The organism is Pseudonocardia autotrophica, assembly GCF_003945385.1.
In the GTDB taxonomy this organism is placed as follows: domain Bacteria; phylum Actinomycetota; class Actinomycetes; order Mycobacteriales; family Pseudonocardiaceae; genus Pseudonocardia; species Pseudonocardia autotrophica.
In genome coordinates, this window is sequence record NZ_AP018920.1 from 2,131,286 (window position 1) to 2,151,656 (window position 20,371).

The 20,371-nt window shown below is 70.4% G+C and carries 17 protein-coding genes and 1 tRNA gene; 11 read left to right on the forward strand and 7 right to left on the reverse strand.

All coding sequences use genetic code 11. The features are described from left to right. The first annotated feature begins 59 nt into the window (after nt 1-59). The 4 genes from Pdca_RS10230 to Pdca_RS10245 all read left to right on the forward strand — a co-directional run bounded on the left by Pdca_RS10230 (nt 60) and on the right by Pdca_RS10245 (nt 3,171). Nucleotides 60-719: a transglutaminase-like domain-containing protein gene (locus Pdca_RS10230; RefSeq protein WP_085915271.1), complete on the forward strand. Its 660-nt coding sequence runs from the start codon at nt 60-62 to the stop codon at nt 717-719. A 69-nt stretch (nt 720-788) separates the two neighbouring features. Further along, nucleotides 789-1,853, forward strand: coding sequence for an MBL fold metallo-hydrolase (locus tag Pdca_RS10235; protein WP_085915272.1), 1,065 nt, complete (start codon nt 789-791; stop codon nt 1,851-1,853). A gap of 234 nt (nt 1,854-2,087) precedes the next feature. Then, nucleotides 2,088-2,579, forward strand: coding sequence for a DUF3145 domain-containing protein (locus tag Pdca_RS10240; RefSeq protein ID WP_166665929.1), 492 nt, complete (start codon nt 2,088-2,090; stop codon nt 2,577-2,579). A gap of 46 nt (nt 2,580-2,625) precedes the next feature. Next, nucleotides 2,626-3,171, forward strand: coding sequence for a hypothetical protein (locus Pdca_RS10245; RefSeq protein ID WP_085915274.1), 546 nt, complete (start codon nt 2,626-2,628; stop codon nt 3,169-3,171). Nucleotides 3,172-3,253: 82 nt separating this feature from the next. Here Pdca_RS10245 and Pdca_RS10250 read toward each other — a convergent pair whose 3' ends face one another. From Pdca_RS10250 to Pdca_RS10270, 5 genes are all read right to left on the reverse strand, one after another. After that, on the reverse strand, nt 3,254-4,501 hold the full coding sequence (locus Pdca_RS10250) for a beta-ketoacyl-[acyl-carrier-protein] synthase family protein (protein WP_085915275.1): 1,248 nt from the start codon (nt 4,499-4,501) through the stop codon (nt 3,254-3,256). Between the two features lie 46 nt (nt 4,502-4,547). Beyond that, nucleotides 4,548-4,790 (reverse strand): acyl carrier protein, encoded by a 243-nt coding sequence (locus tag Pdca_RS10255; protein ID WP_010231572.1) that lies wholly within the window; start codon nt 4,788-4,790, stop codon nt 4,548-4,550. Between the two features lie 56 nt (nt 4,791-4,846). Continuing rightward, nucleotides 4,847-5,836 (reverse strand): beta-ketoacyl-ACP synthase III, encoded by a 990-nt coding sequence (locus Pdca_RS10260; RefSeq protein ID WP_166665930.1) that lies wholly within the window; start codon nt 5,834-5,836, stop codon nt 4,847-4,849. Continuing rightward, nucleotides 5,833-6,756, reverse strand: coding sequence for an ACP S-malonyltransferase (locus Pdca_RS10265; RefSeq protein ID WP_085915276.1), 924 nt, complete (start codon nt 6,754-6,756; stop codon nt 5,833-5,835). The genes Pdca_RS10260 and Pdca_RS10265 overlap by 4 nt, the downstream gene beginning before the upstream one ends. A 142-nt stretch (nt 6,757-6,898) precedes the next feature. Beyond that, complete coding sequence (locus Pdca_RS10270) at nt 6,899-8,185, reverse strand: PucR family transcriptional regulator (protein WP_085915277.1); 1,287 nt, start codon at nt 8,183-8,185, stop codon at nt 6,899-6,901. A gap of 9 nt (nt 8,186-8,194) precedes the next feature. On the opposite strand from Pdca_RS10270, the gene Pdca_RS10275 reads away from it, so the two are divergent. Further along, nucleotides 8,195-8,956: a pirin family protein gene (locus tag Pdca_RS10275; protein WP_085915278.1), complete on the forward strand. Its 762-nt coding sequence runs from the start codon at nt 8,195-8,197 to the stop codon at nt 8,954-8,956. Between the two features lie 138 nt (nt 8,957-9,094). Here Pdca_RS10275 and Pdca_RS10280 read toward each other — a convergent pair whose 3' ends face one another. Both Pdca_RS10280 and aceE read right to left on the reverse strand, forming a co-directional pair. Further along, entirely contained in the window at nt 9,095-9,298 is a 204-nt protein-coding gene (locus tag Pdca_RS10280; protein ID WP_085915279.1) for a cold-shock protein, read from the reverse strand. 239 nt (nt 9,299-9,537) lie between these two features. Continuing rightward, nucleotides 9,538-12,330, reverse strand: coding sequence for a pyruvate dehydrogenase (acetyl-transferring), homodimeric type (aceE, locus tag Pdca_RS10285; RefSeq protein ID WP_085915305.1), 2,793 nt, complete (start codon nt 12,328-12,330; stop codon nt 9,538-9,540). A gap of 416 nt (nt 12,331-12,746) precedes the next feature. On the opposite strand from aceE, the gene Pdca_RS10290 reads away from it, so the two are divergent. The 6 genes from Pdca_RS10290 to Pdca_RS10315 all read left to right on the forward strand — a co-directional run bounded on the left by Pdca_RS10290 (nt 12,747) and on the right by Pdca_RS10315 (nt 20,346). Continuing rightward, nucleotides 12,747-13,178, forward strand: coding sequence for a DUF3052 domain-containing protein (locus Pdca_RS10290; protein ID WP_085915280.1), 432 nt, complete (start codon nt 12,747-12,749; stop codon nt 13,176-13,178). A gap of 147 nt (nt 13,179-13,325) precedes the next feature. Then, entirely contained in the window at nt 13,326-13,787 is a 462-nt protein-coding gene (locus Pdca_RS10295; RefSeq protein WP_085915281.1) for a peroxiredoxin, read from the forward strand. A 15-nt stretch (nt 13,788-13,802) separates the two neighbouring features. Continuing rightward, nucleotides 13,803-13,874, forward strand: a tRNA-Val gene (locus Pdca_RS10300). Between the two features lie 153 nt (nt 13,875-14,027). Further along, complete coding sequence (locus Pdca_RS10305) at nt 14,028-17,504, forward strand: DEAD/DEAH box helicase family protein (RefSeq protein WP_125911349.1); 3,477 nt, start codon at nt 14,028-14,030, stop codon at nt 17,502-17,504. Next, nucleotides 17,501-18,835: a restriction endonuclease subunit S gene (locus Pdca_RS10310; protein WP_125911350.1), complete on the forward strand. Its 1,335-nt coding sequence runs from the start codon at nt 17,501-17,503 to the stop codon at nt 18,833-18,835. Before Pdca_RS10305 ends, Pdca_RS10310 begins: the two co-directional genes overlap by 4 nt. Next, entirely contained in the window at nt 18,832-20,346 is a 1,515-nt protein-coding gene (locus Pdca_RS10315; protein ID WP_085915284.1) for a class I SAM-dependent DNA methyltransferase, read from the forward strand. The genes Pdca_RS10310 and Pdca_RS10315 overlap by 4 nt, the downstream gene beginning before the upstream one ends. The last annotated feature ends 25 nt before the right edge of the window (nt 20,347-20,371 follow it).

The window sequence follows — 20,371 nt, forward strand, 5'->3', positions numbered from 1 at the left end:
ATGTGCACGTATGGTGATATTTCTCGTGCGAGACGGGATCACGTCGAAGGGAGCACCACATGTCCGGTCCGACCGAGCTCGATCTGGCACCCGGCTGGTTCGCCGACTCCGACGCGCCCGTCGTGCGCGCGTACGCCGAGCGGATCACGGCCGGATGCGACGGACCCGTCGGCCGTGCGGTGGCGTTGTTCGACGCCGTCCGCGACGGCATCTGGTACGACCCGTTCGGAGTGGTCACCGATCCCGACGACTACCGGGCGAGCCGGGTCGCCGAGCGTCCGGCGGCCTGGTGCGTGCCGAAGGCGGTGCTGCTCACCGCCGCCGCCCGCGCGGCCGGGATCCCGGCCCGGATCGGGTTCGCCGACGTCCGCAACCACCTCAACACGCCACGACTGCGCGACCGGATGGGCGGCGCCGACCTGTTCGCCTGGCACGGCTACAGCGCACTCTGGCTGGACGGCCGGTGGGTCAAGGCGACGCCCGCGTTCAACGCCGAGTTGTGCGCCCGCTTCGGCGTGGAGCCGATCGCGTTCGACGGCACCGCGGACGCACTGATGCACGAGTTCGACGGCTCCGGTGCGCGCTACATGAGCTACGAGCACGACCGCGGCACCTTCCACGATCTCCCGCTGGTCGACATCCTCGCCACCTTCCGGGAGCTCTACGGCGAGTCGATGTTCGCGACACCGTCGACCGGCCGGGACGCCTTCACCCGCTGATCCCGATGGCCCGCTGATCCCGATGGCCCGCTGATCCCGATAGCACTGCACACGATCTATCGTGCTGGGGTGAGCCTCCCGACCGTGACCGACGACGACCCGAGTGGCGACTGGACGGAGACGGGGGTGTTCCGCAGCGCCCCCGGCGTCTACCGGATCCCGCTGCCACTGCCGAACGACGGCCTGCGGGCGGTCAACGTCTACGCGGTGGCCGACGCGGACGGCTGGACCCTGGTCGACTCCGGATGGGCCATCGACGAGGCCAGGGACCTGCTGGCGAAGTCCCTCGCGGCGCTCGGCTCCGGGCTCGGTGACGTCCGCCGGTTCCTCATCACGCACGCACACCGCGACCACTACACGCTGGCCTCGGTGCTGCGCCGTGAGTACGGCGCCCGGGTGCTGCTCGGCGCGGGGGAGCAGCCGAACATGGCGGTTGTCGCCGACACTGACCGCGAGCCCGACCGGACCCGGCTGCTGCGTTGCGGTGCGGTGGAGCTGGTCGAGGAGATCGGCCGCGGCGGCCCGTGGCCCCGGCCCGTCCCCGAGGAGTGGCAGCCGCCGGACGAGTGGATCGCCGACCGGGCCGTGATCACGCTCGGGGAGCAGGCGGACACCCGGCTGCTGACCGCGATCGAGACCCCGGGCCACACCCGTGGCCATCTCGTCTTCGCCGACGAGGCGCACGAGCTGCTGTTCGCCGGTGACCACGTGCTGCCCCGGATCACCCCGTCGATCGGGCTGCAGCCGGCTCCGGTGGCCAGTCCGCTCGGTCAGTTCCTGGACTCGCTGCGGCTGGTCCGGTCCCGGCCGGATGCCGCGCTGCTGCCCGCGCACGGACCGGTGGGCGGCCGGGTGCACGCCCGCGTCGAGGAGCTGCTGGCGCACCACGATGTCCGGCTCGCGCAGTGCCGGGACGCGGTCGTGGCGGGAAACCCGACCGCGCAGGACGTGGCCCGGGTGCTGCGCTGGACCCGCCGCGAGCACCGGTTCGACGACATGGATCTGTTCAACCGGATGCTGGCGGTGCTCGAGACCGTGGCGCACCTCGACGTGCTCGCCGATCTCGGCGAGCTGGTGCGCACCGAGGCGCCCGACCCGCAGACCGGTGCGACGCTCGCCACCTACACCGCCTGATCCGCGCGGCGGTCCGCGACACGCCGGTGATCGTTCACCCGGAGGACGTGTCGGGGTGGCCGCCGGAGCCGGAATGCGGCACAGTGGCAGCACCTGAGTCCCCATCAGTACCGGAGGTCACCTCAACCCCACACGCAGCACACGACACCAGCGCACGCATGCACGCGCCGCACACCGCACCGTCTCGAGGACGTAGGGGAAGACGATCCTCGTCGACGACAGCGGAGGTTGGCAGTGAGCACACGCGGAGTGGTGTTCGTCCACTCGTCGCCGACTGCGGTCTGTCCGCACGTCGAGTGGGCGCTTTCGGGCGTTCTCGGAACGCGGGTCTCCCTCGAGTGGTCCGCGCAGCCGGTCGCGTCCGGGCAGATGCGGGCGGAATGCTCGTGGAGCGGTCCTGCCGGAAGCGGGTCCGCGCTCGCGAGCGCGTTGCGGGCCTGGTCGATGTTGCGGTTCGAGGTGACGGAGGAGCCCAGCCCGGGGATGGACGGCGAGCGGTTCATGCACGTGCCGGGGCTCGGGATGTGGCACGGCCGCACCAGCGCGAACGGTGACGTCGTGCTGCCCGAGGACCAGCTGCGGGCGGTGATGGCGGAGAACGGTGGCACCGGGCTGTCCCGGCGGCTGGACCAGCTGCTCGGTACCGCATGGGACGACGAGCTCGAGTCCTTCCGCTTCGCCGGCGACGGCGCCGCGGTGACCTGGCTGAACCACCGGGTCGGCTGACCGCATCCGGGCCCGGCACACTGTTCGACGTGTGCAGGAGCCAGGGATGAGTGTCCGGGCCGCGGCCGTGGCCGCCGGGCTGGTGGTGGCGCTGGTCGCGGTCGGCGGCACGGCGTGGACGGCGGCCGGTGCCGCCCCGCGCGGTACCGCGCCGGCCGCGGCGGCGCCGCGCCTTCCGGACGACGGCGCCGGGGATCAGACGGTGACGATCAGCGCCGGCGCGGCGAGCCATCCGGCGGCGCGGCTGGTGCTCGAACAGGTCCAGCTCTACTTCAACGCGGTCAACAGCCGCGACTACGAGACGTGGACGCGTGTCGTCAGCCCGGAGCGGGCCGAGCAGCAGCCGCGGGAGAACTGGCTCGACGGCATCGGGTCCACCGTCGACGGCACCATCCGGGTGGACCGGATCGATCCGGCGCCGGGTGGCGGGGTGGTGGCGCTGGTGCGCTTCGTCAGCGTCCAGGACCCGTCCGACGGCCCGCCGGGGCTGCAGGTCGGCCGGATCTGCTGGCAGGCCGCCTACCCGATGGCGGGGTCTCCGCCGAGGATGCTGGTCGGTGACGCGGGCGGGGTGCTCGGCGCGCCCTGCTGATCCGCCGATCCCGCCCGGGCGCAACAACGCGACGGCGGCGGCCCCGGACGAGCCGGGACCGCCGCCGTCGACGTGCTGCGGGTCAGGCCTTCGTGAACAGCAGCGAGGCGTTGTGCCCGCCGAACCCGAACGAGTTGTTCAGGGCCGCGTCGACGGTGGTCTTCCGGGGCTCCCCGGCGACCACGTCGAGCTCGACCTTCGGGTCCTTGTCCTCGAGGTTGAGGGTGGCCGGGATGATGTCGTCGCGCACCGACAGCAGCGAGATGATCCCCTCGACCGCACCCGCGCCGCCGACCAGGTGACCCAGCGCCGACTTCGGCGCGGTGAGCACCGGGTGGTCACCGAGCGCCTTGCGCACGGCCACCGACTCACCGACGTCGCCGACCACCGTGGAGGTGGCGTGGCAGTTGACGTGGGTGACGTCGGAGGCCTCCAGCCCGGCGCTCGCGACGGCCTTGCGCATGGCGCGGACCTGGCCCTCGCCCTCCGGGTCGGGCCCGGTGATGTGATAGGCGTCCGAGGTCATCCCGATCCCGGCGAGCCTGCCGTGCACGGTCGCTCCGCGGGCCTTCGCGAACTCCTCCCGCTCGAGCACCAGCACGCCGGAGCCCTCGCCGAGGACGAACCCGTCGCGCCCGGTGTCGAACGGCCGGGAGGCGCGCTCCGGGTCGTCGTTACGGGTGGACAGGGTCCGGGCCTGGACGAACCCGGCCACGGTGATCGGCACGATGCAGGACTCGGCACCGCCGGCCAGCACCACGTCGACCTCGCCTGCCCGCAGCAGCCGGTAGGCCCAGGCGAGCGCCTCGGCTCCGGTCGCGCAGGCCGACGCGGGGGAGTGCGCCCCGCCCTTGGCCTTGTACTCCAGGCTGACCATCGCGGCCGGCCCGTTGGGCATCAGCATCGGCACGGTGAGCGGCGAGACCTTGCGCAGGCCGTGCTCCTCGAGCAGGTCGTCCTGCGCGAGCAGCGTCGGCGCACCCCCGATGCCGGCCCCGATCACGACGGCCAGACGCTCGGCCTCCACGGCTGCGCCGTCCTCACCGGGGATCGCGCCGAGACCGGAGTGTGCCCAGGCCTCCTTGGCGGCGACCATCGCGACCTGCTCGCAGCGGTCCATCCGGCGGGCCTGCACCCGCGGGATGACCTCGGAGGGCTCGACCGCGAGCTGGGCAGCGATCTGCACCGGGAGGTCGAAGCGTTCGGTCCACTCCGCCTCGACGGTGCTCACGCCGGACTTCCCGGCGAGCAGTGCCTCCCAGGTGGAGGCGGCGTCCCCGCCGAGCGGGGTGGTGGCCCCGAAACCGGTGACGACCACTCCGTCGGTCATGACGTCTCCTTTTCCCCGACGAGACACGAGCGCTCGCCGGTACGGCTCACTGGTGCTTGGCGATGAAGTCGACGGCGTCGCCGACGGTCTTCAGCTCGGCCAGCTGGTCGTCCGGGATCTTCGCGCCGAACTTGTCCTCGGCCTGCACGGCGATCTCCACCATGGACAGCGAGTCGATGTCCAGGTCGTCGACGAAGGACTTCTCCGGGGTCACCTCGGCGGTGTCGATGCCGGCGACCTCCTCGACGATCTCGGCAAGCCCGGACAGGATCTCAGCGTTGTCAGCCACGTTCGGTTCTCCTCCGATGGGTGGGGGTGGGTCGTACGGGATCGTGCCAGGCCGTCTCACGGACAGACGACGACCTGCCCGGCGTAGGAGAGCCCTGCGCCGAAGCCTACGAGGAGCAGCACGTCGCCGGACCGTACCCGGCCGGCGGTGCGCATGTGGTCCAGCGCCAGCGGGATCGACGCGGACGAGGTGTTGCCGGAGTGCACGATGTCGTCGGCGACGACGAGATCGTCGCGGGCACCCTTCGAACGCAGCTTGCGGGCGATCGCCTCGACGATCCGCAGGTTCGCCTGGTGCGGGATCAGCACGTCGATGTCGGCCGGGGTCAACCCGGCCCGTTCGATCGCGTCCAGTGCCACCGGCGCGACCGCGGTGGTGGCCCAGCGGAAGACCGCCTGGCCCTCCTGGTGCAGCTTGTTCGTCGTGTCGCCGAGGATCCGGATCGCATCGGACCGGTCACCGGAGCTGCCCCAGCTGACCGGTCCGACACCGACGCCGTCCTGCTCGGTGGCCGGTCCGATCAGTGCGGCGCCGGCGCCATCGGCGAAGATGATGCTGGTCGAGCGGTCGTCCCAGTCCATCCAGTCGGAGAGCTTCTCGACACCGATCACCAGTGCGTTCGGGACGCTCCCGCCGCGGACCATGTCGGCGGCGACGCCGAGCGCGTAGGAGAAACCGGCGCAGGCTGCGTTCAGGTCGAAGGCGGGGACCCCGTTCGCGCCGAGCCGGGTGGCGACCTGGGCGGCGGCGTTCGGGATGGGATTGGGCATCGTGCAGGTGGCGACGATCACCGCGCCCAGCCCGGCCGGCTCCATCCCGGCGTCCTTGAGCGCGGCGTGTCCGGCGTCGACGGCCATGTCGGGCAGCGAGGTCGCCTCGTCGGCGATCCGGCGCTCGGCGATGCCGACCCGGGACCGGATCCACGCGTCGTCGGTCTCGACGCGCTTCGCCAGGTCGTCGTTGGTGACGACGTGCTCGGGCTGGGCACTGCCCAGGCCCAGGACGCGCGCGCCGACGGTCGGGGCTGCCAGGCGGATCCGAGTCACTTCCGGTGCTCCTCGATCAGTTGTGCGGCGGCGTCGATCTGCTCGGGTGTCTTGAGCGCGAGTGTGGGGGTGCCCTTGATCGCCCGCTTGACCAGGCCGGTCAGCGTCGCGCCCGGGGGCAGCTCCAGGGTCGCACCGACCGAGCGGGCGGCCAGGGTCTCCATGCAGGAGTCCCAGCGGACCGGGCGGGTCACCTGGGCGACCAGCCGGTCGAGTGCCTCGGTGCCGGAGTCGACGACGTCGCCGTCGGCGTTGGAGAGCAGGGTCAGCCGGGGGTCCGCGACCGCGACCGCCGACGCGTGCTCGGCCAGCGCGGCCCTGGCGGGCTCCATGTGAGCGGTGTGGAAGGCCCCGGCGACCGGGAGCTCCTTGACCCGGGCGCCCTCCGGCGGCCCGGCGACCAGCTCGGTGATCGCCTCCTTCGCCCCCGCGGCGACGATCTGGCCGGCGCCGTTGCGGTTGGCCGGGTCCAGGCCGAGCTCGGCGAGGCGGGCCAGCACGACGTCCGGGTCGCCGCCGAGCACGGCGGCCATCGAGGTGGGGGCGACGGCGCAGGCCGCTGCCATCTCCCGGCCCCGTACCCCGGCCAGTGCGACGGCGGCGTCGTCGTCGAGGACGCCCGCGATCGCGTAGGCGGTGAGCTCGCCGATCGAGTGGCCCGCCACGACGGTGTCCTCGGGCAGCTCCACCGTCTCGCGCAGCCGCCGCGCGGCGAGCAGCCCGAGGCTGACGATCAGCGGCTGGGTGACCGCGGTGTCGGTGATCTCCGCCGCGTCCGCGGTGGTGCCCAGCCGGACCAGGTCGAGGCCGACCGCGTCGGACCAGCCCGCGACGAGCTTCTCGGCGGCGGGGTCCGCCAGCCACGGAGCGAGCATGCCGGGGGTCTGGGCCCCCTGGCCGGGCGCGAGCAGGGCGATCACCGGGACATCACACACCTCATGGGGTCGGCGGCGGGATACCGGTTACGACGAACTTCGGCCCACCGTTCTTGGAGGAATCCTCTAAAAGAGGAGTGTGACCGAGCCCTCGTTACCGGTCCGTACGGGGTTGTGTTTGTAGGGTTCACGACAACACCTCGGCTGGTGCTGTGGAGTCGATCCCGGTCGGACGCGCGTTGTCGAGCGGGGTGAGCGGCTCGGTACCGGACACGCTCTCCCGGACCCGCGCGGTGCGGTCCGCGACGAGTGCCGTGCGCAGCACGAACGCCTGCCGCGGCTCGGTCGGGGAGAGGCCGACCAGCTCCGCGATCCGGCGCAGCCGGTAGCGGACGGTGTTCGGATGCACGTAGAGCGCCCGGGCACAGCCCTCCAGGCTCGCGCCCCCCTCCAGATAGGCGGCGAGCGTGCGCAGGAGCTCGCCGCCGGCGTCGTGCAGCGGGGCGAGGACGTCCTCTGCGAGCCGCCGCCGGGCCGTCGGATCGCCGCACAGCGCGCGTTCGGGGAGCAGGTCGCGGGTCGCGACCGGGCGGGGTGCGTCGGGATAACCGGGGGCGGCGGCGAGCCCGGCGAGCGCCTCGGCGACCGATGCCCCGGCGCCGGCGAGATCGGGGCTCGGTGCTCCGGCCACGACCGGGCCGGCCCCGAACCGGGCGGCGATCTCGGTGAGCACCGGCCCGGTCCCCTCGGGGGCGACCCGGCCGGTGGGGTGCAGCAGCACGACCAGCCTGCGCCCCTGGACCCCCACGAGCACGTCGTGGTGCAGGCGGGCGGCGAGCTTGCGCAGCTCCACGATGAGTTGCGGCGACTCCGATCCGCTTCCGGGGGCGCTGCCGACCAGGCAGTGCACCGGCGCCGCCGGGTTCCAGCCGAGCGCCGCGGCCCGCGACACGAGTGCGCCGTCGTCGTCGCCGCGCAGCACCGCGTCGACGACCAGGGCCTCCAACCGGGCGTCCCAGGCGCCGCGGGACTCGGCGGCGCCGGCGTAGACGGTCGCGGCGGCGAACGCGATCTCGCGGCCGAAGCGCAGCACCGCCTCGGTCAGCTCGTGCTGCTCGGCCGCGTCCCCGGCGAGCGGCGGCAGGTGCTCCTCGAACACGTCCGCGGCGATCCGCACCAGCTCCACGGTCTGCCGGAGGCTGATCCGCCGGGCCAGGTCGCGCGGCGCCGTCCGGAACGCCTCGGCGGTGAGCGGGGTGGTGCGGTCCGGTTCGCGCAGCCAGGACACGAAGTTCGCGACGCCGGTCTGGGTGACCAGCGCGACCCCGGCCCGCTGGTCGGCGGGCAGCTCGGCGAACCAGGGACGGGTGCGCTCCATCTCGGCGAGGCAGGCGGCCGCCAGCGGCGCGGATGCCAGTTCGAGGCGGCGCAACGTCGCGGCCGCGATCGGAGGGTGGCGCACGTCGGGCAGCATGACACGACGATGAGCACCGCAGAGCACGACCCGCGCGTCACCCTGCACCGCGCCGGCGAACGATTCCGCACCCGGACCGGTTGGCTGGACTCCCGGCACAGCTTCTCCGCCGGCGCGCACTACGACCCGTCGAACACACACTTCGGGTTGCTCCTGTTGCACAACGAGGACCGGGTGCTGCCCGGGCGGGGCTACGACGAGCACCCGCATCGCGACACCGAGATCGTCACCTGGGTGCTGGAGGGGGAGCTGGAGCACCGGGACACCGGCAGCGGCCGGGCCGAGCGGGTCGCGCCCGGGCAGGTCCAGCGGCTCGGCGCGGGCTCCGGGGTGCGGCACTCCGAGCACGCGACCCCAGCGGTCGGTGCCCGGTTCGTGCAGATGTGGGTGGTGCCGGACGAGCCGGGCGGTACCCCGGAGTACGAGGTCCGGGACGTGCCCGGGACCGGGGAACCGGTGGTGCTGGCGTCCGGGCTCGCGCGGCATCGCGGCACCTCGCTGCTCGCGCTGCGCCAGCGTGACGCGGCGCTCACGGTGCTGCGGCTGACGCCGGGGGCCGGCGCGCGGCTGCCCGCGGCGCCCTACCTGCACGCCTTCGTCGCGCGGGGGAGCGCCGGTCTGGAGGCGGTGACGACCGCGACCGGCACCGGTCCGCTGGGGACCGGTGACGTGGCCAGGATCGTCGACGACGGCGGTGGCCGACGGATCACCGCCGGCCCGGACGGGGCCGAGATCCTGGTGTGGGAGATGCACGGAGCGCTGGGTTACTGAGCTTCCCCGGCCGAGCCGCTCCCGGGCCGCGCTGCCCGGCGCTGCGGGCAGCCTGTGTCACGGCCCGGGGTCGTGTCCCGGGCCGGACGTGCGGCGTGGGGCGCCCCGGCTACCGGTGGCGCGCTCCGTGGCGGCCGCTCAGAGCGGCGTGACGGCGCTGGCCTGCGGCCCCTTCTGTCCCTGCTCGATGTCGAACGCGACCCGCTGACCCTCGTCGAGCGTCTTGTAGCCGTTCGTCTGGATCGCCGAGTAGTGCACGAACACGTCCGCGCCACCACCGTCCGGTGCGAGGAAGCCGTAGCCCTTCTCGCTGTTGAACCACTTGACGGTGCCCTCTGCCATTCCCGCTCCCTCGTTCATCGGCCCGGGACACCTCGTCCCGGGCCGCCGGCCAGCGACGCACACGGTCCACGCCCTGGTCAGGACGGTGCTGCCGGGCGACGAGTGATCACCACACGCACCGTCGCGCGGAGCTTATCGTGATCTGCGCCGCCCGGGGAGGGGCGAAAATCGGTCACCGACATCGAACGGCCCGTCGCACCCCGGGCGGGGTGTGACGGGCCGTCGATACGGGCTCGTGGTCAGGCGGAGCCGGAGTCGCTGGTCTGCGGTCCGGCCGCCCGCGGGTCGTCGATCTTGTAGCCGGCCGCGGCCTCGGCCGCGGTCTCCACCTTGATCTGCCCCTGCGCGGCCAGCGCGGACAGCGCGCCGACCACGATCGACTCGGCGTCGACGGCGAAGTGCCGCCGCACCGCGGGCCGGGTGTCGGACAGGCCGAACCCGTCGGTGCCCAGCGACAGGAACGGCGCCGGGGACCACTGCCGGATCTGGTCGGGCACGGCCCGCATCCAGTCCGACACCGCGACCACGGGCGCGTCGGCGTGGTCGCCCTCGCCGAGCTTCGTCGTCACGTAGGGCACGACCGGGTCGTCGCCGGGGGCGAGCAGGTTGCGGTGCTCGGCGTCGACGCCGTCGCGGCGCAGCTCGCCCCACGAGGTGACCGACCAGACCTCGGCGCGCACGTCCCACTCGTCGGCCAGCAGCTGCTGCGCGGTGAGCGCCCACGGCACCGAGACGCCGGAGGCGAGCAGCCGCACCACGGGCCCGCTGCCCTCGGGGGCGGCCGCGTAGCGGTACATGCCGCGCAGCACCCCGTCGGTGTCCAGGTTCTCGGGCTGGGCGGGCTGGACGTAGGGCTCGTTGTAGACCGTCAGGTAGTAGATGACGTTCTCCGGGTCCTCGCCGACCATCCGGCGCAGCCCGTCCTGCACGATGTGTGCGACCTCGAAGGAGAACGCCGGGTCGTAGGCGACCACGGCCGGGTTGGTCGCGGCGATCAGCAGCGAGTGGCCGTCGTTGTGCTGCAGGCCCTCCCCGGTCAGAGTGGTGCGCCCGGCGGTGGCGCCGACCAGGAACCCGCGGGCCATCTGGTCCGCGGCGGCCCAGATCGAGTCACCGGTCCGCTGGAAGCCGAACATCGAGTAGAAGACGTAGACCGGGATCATCGGCTCGCCGTGCGTGGCGTACGACGTCCCGGCGGCGGTGAAGGACCCGACCGAGCCCGCCTCGTTGATGCCCTCGTGCAGGATCTGGCCCTGCTCGGACTCCTTGTAGGCCAGCATCAGCTCGGCGTCGACCGAGGTGTAGTTCTGGCCCTGCGGGTTGTAGATCTTCTGGGTCGGGAACATCGAGTCCATACCGAAGGTACGGGCCTCGTCCGGGATGATCGGGACGAAACGGTCGCCGATCTCCTTGTCCTTGATCAGCTCGCGGAGCAGCCGGACGAACGCCATCGTGGTGGCGACCTCCTGCTTGCCCGAGCCCTTCTTGATGAAGTCGTAGACCTTGTCGCCGGGCAGCACCAGCGGCTTCGAGGTGGTGCGCCGCGAGGGCAGCGGGCCGCCCAGCTGGCGGCGCCGCTCCTTGAGGTACTGGATCGCCGGGTCGCCGTCGCCGGGGTGGTAGTACGGCGGCAGGTACGGGTCGGCCTCGAGCTGGGAGTCCGAGATCGGGATGCGCTGCTCGTCCCGGAACTGCTTGAGGTCGTCGAGCGTCAGCTTCTTCATCTGGTGGGTGGCGTTGCGGCCCGCGAAGTGCGTGCCGAGGCCGTAACCCTTGATCGTCTTGGCCAGGATGACGGTCGGCTGGCCGTGGTGCGCGGTCGCCGCGGCATAGGCGGCGTGCACCTTGCGGTAGTCGTGGCCGCCGCGCTTGAGATTCCAGATCTCGGCGTCCGACATCGGGTCCACCAGGGCCTTGGTGCGCGGGTCGCGGCCGAAGAAGTGGTCGCGGACGTAGGCGCCGTCATTGGCCTTGTAGGTCTGGTAGTCGCCGTCCGGCGTGGTGTTCATCAGGTTGATCAGGGCGCCGTCCCGGTCGGCGTGCAGCAGCGAGTCCCACTCGCGGCCCCAGATGACCTTGATGACGTTCCAGCCGGCGCCCCGGAAGAACGCCTCCAGCTCCTGGATGATCTTGCCGTTGCCGCGGACCGGGCCGTCGAGGCGCTGCAGGTTGCAGTTCACGACGAAGGTCAGGTTGTCGAGGCCCTCGTTCGCCGCGACGTGGATCATGCCGCGCGACTCCGGCTCGTCCATCTCGCCGTCGCCCAGGAACGCCCACACGTGCTGGTCGTCGGTGTTCGAGAAGCCGCGGTCGCCGAGGTAGCGGTTGAACCGCGCCTGCATGATCGCGTTCATCGGGCCGATGCCCATCGAGACCGTGGGGAACTCCCAGAAGTCCGGCATCAGCCGCGGGTGCGGGTACGACGGCAGCCCGGCGCCCTTGCCGCCGTGGCTGAGCTCCTGGCGGAACCCGTCGAGCCGGTCCTCGGACAGCCGGCCTTCGAGGAACGCGCGGGCGTAGATGCCGGGGGAGGCGTGCCCCTGGATGTAGATCTGGTCACCCCCGCCGGGGTGCTCCTTGCCGCGGAAGAAGTGGTTGAAGCCGACCTCGTAGAGGGTCGACGACGACGCGTAGGACGAGATGTGGCCACCGACACCGATGCCCGGCCGCTGCGCGCGGTGCACGGTCATCGCGGCGTTCCAGCGCAGCCAGCGGCGGTAGGTCCGCTCGACGTCCTCGTCGCCCGGGAACCACGGCTCGTGGTCGGTCGGGATGGTGTTGACGTAGTCGGTGGTGGTCAGCGAGGGGACACCGACGTGCTTCTCGCGCGCACGCTGCAGCATCGTCAGCATCAGGTAGCGGGCGCGCTGACGACCGGCGTTGTCGAGGACCGCGTCGAAGGACTCCAGCCATTCGGCCGTCTCCTCCGGGTCGATGTCCGGCAGGTGGGCCGACAGCCCGCCCCGGATCACGTTGACGCGGCGTGGCTCTGCGCCGTCGGTGCTGCCCGCCCTGCTGCTCTGCGCGGTCAAGGGTTCTCCCTGCCTGATCAGTCGGTGGCCGGGGTCCGCCCGGCCCTGCATTCCTCACGTCCGCTCGCCGCACCGGTTCCCGGGTCGTCGGGGGCAGGTGCGGTTCTGCCGGCCGGTGCGACGGGCGTGTCCACCACCCATCGTGCCTGTTCCGGCGCGGGCCCGAAACTCAGCGTCCCCGTGGACGGGGACGTGTCGCGGGACGTCCGGGCGAGGATAGGTACTACTCCGACGTAACTGAACGGACGGTGAGGTGACGTGCGCGGCACCGGCTCCCGGCTTCCCAACCGGTGACAGCCGGTTGCGCCGGGTCCCGCCGACGTGTTCGGATGCCGCATCCGATTTCGTGTCAACGGTGGCGCCGACGCGCGGAACCGAGAACGATGGACTGCGTGAGCAGCGTGAAAGGGGAACGAGTGGTGACCGCGGCAGATGCCGGTGCGTCCGACATCGCGGGGAAGCTCGGCGTCGAGCCGGGCCAGATCGTCCAGGAGCTGGGGTACGACACCGACGTCGACGAGCAGGTCAGGGAGGCCGTCGAAGCGATCATCGGTGAGGAACTGCTGGACGAGGATGCCCAGGAGGTCATCGATGTCGTCCTCCTGTGGTTCCGCGATGGGGACGGCGATCTGGTCGACACACTGGTCGACGCCCGTACTCCACTGGCCGACGACGGAGTGGTCTGGGTGCTGACGCCCAAGACCGGCCGTGACGGCCATCTCCAACCGTCCGAGATCGCCGAGGCGGCCCCCACAGCGGGGTTGTCGCAGACGAGCAACGCCACACTCGGCGAGGACTGGGTGGGGTCGAAGCTGGTCCCGCCGAAGCAGGGCAAGGGGAAACGCTAGGTAGCGACGGCGTTCCGACACGATCCGCACCGCCTCGGCCCGGTCAGCCGCGCCGAGGCGGGACAGGATCGTGCCCACCCGGTGCAGGAGGGTCCGGGCCTCGTCACCCGATGTCCCGGGGGACCGGGCTCCCGATAGGGTGCCCCGGTGGCCCCGGAGATCGGACGGACGGCGCCCGGCTTCACCCTGCCCGACGCGCAGCGGCAGCCGGTGTCGCTCGACTCGGTGCTCGACAGCGGTCGTAGTGCACTGATCGTGTTCTACCCGTTCGCGTTCTCCGGCATCTGCGGTGGCGAGCTGGAGGCGGTGCAGGACTCCCTGGACACGTTCCAGAACGACCGGGTCCAGATCCTGGCCGTCTCCTGCGATCCGACCTTCGCGCTGGCGGCCTGGGCGGGCTCGGCGGGATTCTCGTTCCCGTTGCTGTCGGACTTCTGGCCGCACGGGGCGGTCGCGTCGCAGTACGGGGTGTTCAACGCGGACAAGGGGATGGCCCTGCGCGGGACGTTCCTGGTGCTCCCGGACGGGCGGGTGTCGTTCGCCGAGGTGAACCAGCCGGGGGAGCCGCGGGACCCGGACGGGTGGCGAAGGGTGCTCGGGGCCATGTGAAACTGTGTCCGTCCCGGGCGCGTAGCTCAGCGGGAGAGCACTCGGTTTACACCCGAGCGGTCGCAGGTTCGAACCCTGCCGCGCCCACCCATCTGAGCAGTAAGTCTCGCGATCACACCGGTAAGCCGGGCCAGCAGCGCGACGGCCCACTCCGGGGCCACGATTCGAGTAATATCACCGCCACGCTGAGCGATCTTGAAGTTGCGCGCTGGGGATGGACGTTGGAGGCCCGTAGTGGCGGTGGATTCGAAGCTGGGGCTGCTGGCCTCTCGAGCCCCGAACTTCGGCCACCTGTTGGTTCACGAGCCGCTACTGCTCGTGCACGGGGCCGCGGCCGAGGCGGCCGTCTACACCGACCCGAACACCGCGATGATCAAGTGCCGGCAGTTCGGCGAGGCGCTGACCGAGCAGGCGTTCGTCCAGTTCGGGCTGCCGAAGATGCCCGAAAAGCAGCACTTGCGCGTCAAGGTGCTGAGTGATCAGGGCTTCATCACCCAGCGGGTGCGGCACTGGTTCGACGGGGTGCGACAGGTCGGCAACAAGGCCGTGCACGAGGGGTACGACCGGCAGCGAGATGCGCTCTTGCAGGTCCGTGCCTGCTACGAGTTGGGCGTCTGGTTCCACCGCACGGTGACCGGTGGCGACGACGTCGCGGACTTCGTCCCTCCGCAACCGGCAAGCACACCACCGGCACACGAGGAGCTGTTCGCACTGCTCGCGGCCTACCGGGCTGAGCTCGTCGAAATGAAGACCTCGGTCACGGAGCATCGGGAGATGGCGGCGGCGGAAGCCGCAGCGCAGGCCGAGGCAACTGCGGCCGTCACTCGGGCCGTGGCGGACCAGGCGGAGCTGAAGGCGCTCGTCGAGCAGTTGATGGGCACCGTCGCGACCCTGCAGCAGCAGCTCACCACCCGCGCCGAGTCTGCCGCGCCGATCGACGCGGCGCTGCGCGATCAGTTCGTCGAGCAGTCGACGGTGGCGAGCAGGCCGCGCCTCACCGAGGCCGCGACGCGGAGGATCATCGACCGGATGCTCGCCGCGGCGGGCTGGGTGGTGCAGGACCGCGTCGACACGAACGTGCACGCAGCGCAGGGCGTCGCCGTCCGCGAGGTACCGACCGGCGACGGTCGCGCCGACTACCTGCTCTACGTGGACACCAAGCTGGTCGGCGCCATCGAGGCCAAGCGGCAGGGCACCGGCCTGGGCGGGGTCGACTGCCAAACCGCCCGATACGCGGCGGATCTGGACACCGGCCAGCGGCTCGCGGCCTGGCGCACCCCGCTGCCGTTCCGGTACGAGTCCACCGGCGTCGACACCCGGTTCACCAATACACTCGACCCGATCGCTCGGCCGCGGCGGGTGTTCTCCTTCCATCAGCCCTCGACCCTCGCCCGCTGGATGCGCTCCGCCGACGACCGGCCCGACGCGCCGACCCTGCGCGCACGGCTGCAGCAACTGCCCGACCTGAACACCGGCGGCCTGCGGCCGGCCCAGATCGAGGCGATCACGGGCTTGGAGACCTCGCTCGCCGACGACCGGCCCCGCGCGTTGATCCAGATGGCCACCGGCGCGGGCAAGACGTTCACGATGGTCACCCAGACGCACCGGTTGCTGCGCCACGCCGGCGCCCGCAAGGTGCTGTTCCTCGTCGACCGCAACAACCTGGGCCGCCAGACCGAGACTGAGTTCGCGAACTACCGCATACCCGATGACGGTACGCCGTTCAGCGCTCTCTACAACGTGCAGCGGCTGCGCAGCGGGATCGTCCTGGACTCCACTCACGTTGTGATCAGCACCGTGCAACGCATGTACGCGATGCTGCGCGGCGAGGAGGTCACCGAGGCCGACGACCGGGACACCTACGAGATCGACGACGCGGTCGAGGTCGAGTACAACCCGGCCATCCCGCCGGAGTCGTTCGACCTGGTCATCGTCGACGAATGCCACCGTTCGATCTACGGCCGGTGGCGGGCGGTGCTCGAGTACTTCGACGCCCACCTCGTCGGTCTGACCGCTACCCCGGTCGCGCAGACGTTCGGGTTCTTCCACGAGAATCTGGTCAGCCAGTACACCTACCGCCAGGCCGTCGCCGACGGCGTCAACGTCGACTTCGACGTGATGCGGGTCCGGACCGTGGTCGGCGAGCAGGGCGGCAGCATCCCGGCCAACGTGCCGGTCCGGATCGTCGACCTGCACACCCGCGAGGAACGCTACGAGCAGCTCGACACCGAACTCGACTACCGCGCCGACGCGATCGGGCGCACCGTGATGAACCCGAGCCAGATCCGCAAGGTGATCCAGCAGTTCCACGATGACTGGCCGCAGTACTTTCCGCAGCGCACCCACGTCCCGAAGACACTGATCTTCGCCAAGACCGACCAGCACGCCGACGACATCGTCGAGATCGTCCGGGAGATCTTCGGCGGTGACGCCCGGTTCTGCGCGAAGATCACCTACCGGGCCGACAACCCGGAACAGCTGATCTCGGACTTCCGCAACGACGCGGCGTTCCGGGTGGCCGTCACCGTCGACATGATCGCCACCGGCACCGACGTGAAGCCCCTCGAAGCCGTGATCTTCCTGCGCGGGGTCTCCAGCGCGACGTACTTCGAGCAGATGAAGGGCCGCGGCGCCCGGACCGTCGACGCCGACGAGTTCCAGCGGGTCACCCCCGACGCGCGCGCGAAGGAGAAGTTTCTACTCGTGGACCCGGTCGGGGTCACCGACTCCCCGCTGGTCGACGCGAAACCCCTCCAGCCGGCCACGCAACGTCAGGTCAGCCTGGAACGGCTGCTTGCCAAGGCCGCCAGCCAGGGCATCGACGTCGACGAGGCCGCTGCCCTCAGCTCCAGGCTCACCGCGCTGGACAAACAGATCACCCCCGCCGAACGCGCCGAGCTGGCCGACCTCGCCGGAGGAGCCACCGTGCAACAGATCGCGCAGGAGATCGAGCGCGCCACCGACGCCGACGCCCAGGAGGCGGCGTTGCAGGCCGGTGGGCAGGACCAGCAACGCCAGATCGTGCTCGACGCCGTCCGGACCCTCGCCGAGCACCCCGAGCTGCGCGCGCGCATCGTCACCATCCGGCGCAAGTACGACCTGCCCTACGACGAGCACACCATCGACGAGGTGCTCTCCGTCGAGGCCAAGCTCATGAACAGCGACACCGCCGAGCGGACCGTCGAGGACTGGCGGGCATACATGCACGAGCATCGTGACGAGATCACCGCCCTGCGCATCGCCTTCGACGACCCGAGCGGCGATCCGGCCACCGTCTACCGCTCGCTCACCCAGCTCGCCGCGAAGATCAAGGACCCACCGCACCGCTGGACCCCCGACGTACTCTGGCGCGCCTACCAGAAACTCGGCGTCGCCCAGGGCAACGGGGGCCGCAAGGGCGTGCCGGAGCTGATGGCCATCCTGCGCTACGAACTTGGCCTCGACACCGACCTGCGCCCGCACCGCAGCACGGTGGAGGACAACCTCGCCAACTGGATCGCCCGCCAGGAGCAGCAGGGCACCACCTTCACCCTCGACCAGCACTGGTGGATCGACACCATCGCGATCACCATCGCCAACCGCCTCCACGTGACACCGCACGATCTCGACGGCGTACCGTTCACCACTCGCGGCGGCATCGATGGCTTCGTCCGCGACTTCGGTGACGACCGCGCGGAGGACGTGTTGCAGGAACTGAACCAGGAACTCCCCGCGTGAGCGATCTGCCCACGGGGTGGGAATGGGCGACGCTCGGCGAGCTTGCAGGACCAGAAGAACGAGCGATAACAGACGGACCTTTTGGATCGAATCTGAAGTCGACTCACTACACTAGCTCGGGTGCGCGGGTCTTTCGCCTACAGAACATCGGCGACGGCCACTTTCGTGACGAACAGGCTTACATCAGCTTAGATCATTTCGAGAACCTGCGAGCGCATGAGGCGCGCGAGGGTGACCTCCTCGTCGCTTCACTAGGGGAAGACCCCCCTCGTGCCTGTCTTGTTCCGAAGATCGATCACCGTGCCATAGTTAAAGCTGACTGTATTCGGGTTCGACTTAGCCAGGTCGTAGACTCCCGATGGGTTCTGTACGCGCTGCAGGCGCCAGCAACTAAGGAGCGCGCAAGAGGTGAAATCAAGGGTGTTGGTCGACCCCGCTTGGGTTTGGCCCAGATCCGCGGAATCCCAATCCCAGTCCCTCCCATAGCTGAGCAGAATCGCCTCGTCGCTACGCTCGAATCGCATCTGTCACGTCTCGACGCAGGAATAAAAATTCTTGCGGAGTCCGGCTCCGCAGGTCAGGCGCTGAAGCGGCAGACACTAATGTGCGCTGTCGATGATGCAGAAGGATTGAAGTCCACGGTCGACCAGGCTGGTCAAGTAGACCTCGGTCGTCAACGCCATCCGGACTGGCATTCTGGCTCGGACATGCGCCCTTACCTGCGTGTGGCGAACGTCTTCGAGGATCGTATAGATCTCGGCGACGTTAAGTCTATGAATTTTCCGCCTGAGACGTTCGCCCGTTTCGAGCTCAAGCCCGGTGACGTTCTGCTGAACGAGGGCCAGAGCCCGGAATACCTCGGCCGCCCAGCCATGTACCGCGGCGAACCCGGAAAGTATGCGTTCACTAACAGCCTGTTGCGTTTCCGGGCCGGTCCGGACGTCCTCCCCGAGTGGGCGCTGCTGGTGTTCCGTCGTCACATGCACGCCGGTCGGTTCGTGAAGGAAGTCAGAATCACCACGAACATCGCGCATCTTTCGGCAACTCGTTTCAAATCGGTGGAGTTCCCGATCCCGACGTTGGAGACCCAAGCTCGAGTCGTTGCCGAGACGACGGAGCGTCTGCGTGAGATCGACCGACTCGGCACCTCCATCGATCTTGCCGCTCGCCGAGCTGAGCAGCTCCGTCGCTCCCTTCTCGCCGAGGCGTTCGCCGGTCGTCTGGCCCCGCAGGACCCGCGCGACGAGCCGGCGTCGGTGCTGCTGGAGCGCATCCGCGCCGAACGAGCCGCGCAACCGAAGTCTCGACGTAGTAGGAGCACCGCGAAGTGACCGTGCCGAAGACCGCGGCCGAGGCGAAGCAGCTCGTCGACAAGCTGTGGAGCTACTGCCACGTACTGCGCCACGATGGCGTGTCCACGATCGACTACGTCGACCAGCTCACGTTGCTGCTGTTCCTGAAGATGGCCGAGGAACGCGCCGGACGGACGGCGTTCGGCGGCGGCGCGCAGATCGTGCCGAAGCAACTGAGCTGGCAGACGCTGCTCGACGCCGACGCGAAGGAACTGAAGCAGCAGTACGAGAAGATCCTGGAGAAGCTCGGAGAACACCCCGAAACGGCACTGGGGCTGATCTACCAGAGCGCGGAGAACAAAATCCGCGACCCGGCGACGTTGCGGCGGTTAATCGTCGACTTGGTCGACAAGGTGAACTGGTCGCTCACCGGCGTCGACATCAAGGGCGATGCCTACGAGGCGCTGTTGGAGAAGGGCGCCGAGGACGTCAAGTCCGGTGCCGGCCAGTACTTCACCCCGCGCCCGCTGATCGACGCCATGGTGCGGTGCGTGCAGCCCCGGCCGGACGACACGATTGCCGACCCCGCTTGCGGCACCGGTGGCTTCCTGCTCGCCGCGCACGACTACATCCAGCGCCACCACACCAAGGACCTCACTGCCGAAGAGGCAGGGCACCTGCGGGGCCTCGGCATCTCCGGGGTCGAGCTGGTGCACGGCACGGCGCGACTGGCGCAGATGAACCTGCTGCTGCACGGCATCGGCGAGTCCGCCGGGAAGGCTCAGATCGACGTGCGTGACGCGTTGGCCCGCCCACCGCGCGCCGACGAGCGAGCCAGCCTGGTGCTAGCGAACCCGCCGTTCGGGCGCAAGTCCGGGTTCAGCTCCGTCGACGAGTTCGGCAAGGTGACCCGCGAGGACGCCGGTTACGACCGCAGCGACTTCTGGGTCACCACCAGCAACAAGCAGCTCAACTTTGTGCAGCACATCGCCCTGCAGCTCAAGATCGACGGTCGGGCCGCCGTGGTCGTGCCCGACAACGTGCTGTTCGAGGGCGGTGCGGGTGAAACGCTGCGCCGTCGCCTACTCACCGACTGCAACGTGCACACCCTGCTACGACTGCCCACCGGGATCTTCTACGCTGGTGGCGTCAAGGCGAATGTGCTGTTTTTTGACGCGAAGCGGGCCCGCCCGGAGACTCCGTGGACCTCGGAGCTGTGGGTGTACGACCTGCGCACGAGCCAGCACTTCACGCTGCGCCAGAACAAGCTGGCCGCCCATCACCTCGACGACTTCGTCGACCGGTACCACCGCCGCGAGGAGTCCGACCGCTTCCGGCGCTTCACCTACGACGAGCTCGTAGCCCGTGACAAGGTCAACCTCGACATCACCTGGCTGTCCGACAACGACACCGAGGAGCTTCCGCCGCCGGACGTGCTGGCGCAGGAGATCGTCGAGGACCTCCAGGTCGCCCTCACCGAGTTCGCCGCCGTCGCCGACGCGCTGCAGCTCGCGGCGACGGAGCGCGAGGGGAACACTCAGGAACCGTGAAACAGTCTCCGCAGCGGCTCTCAGA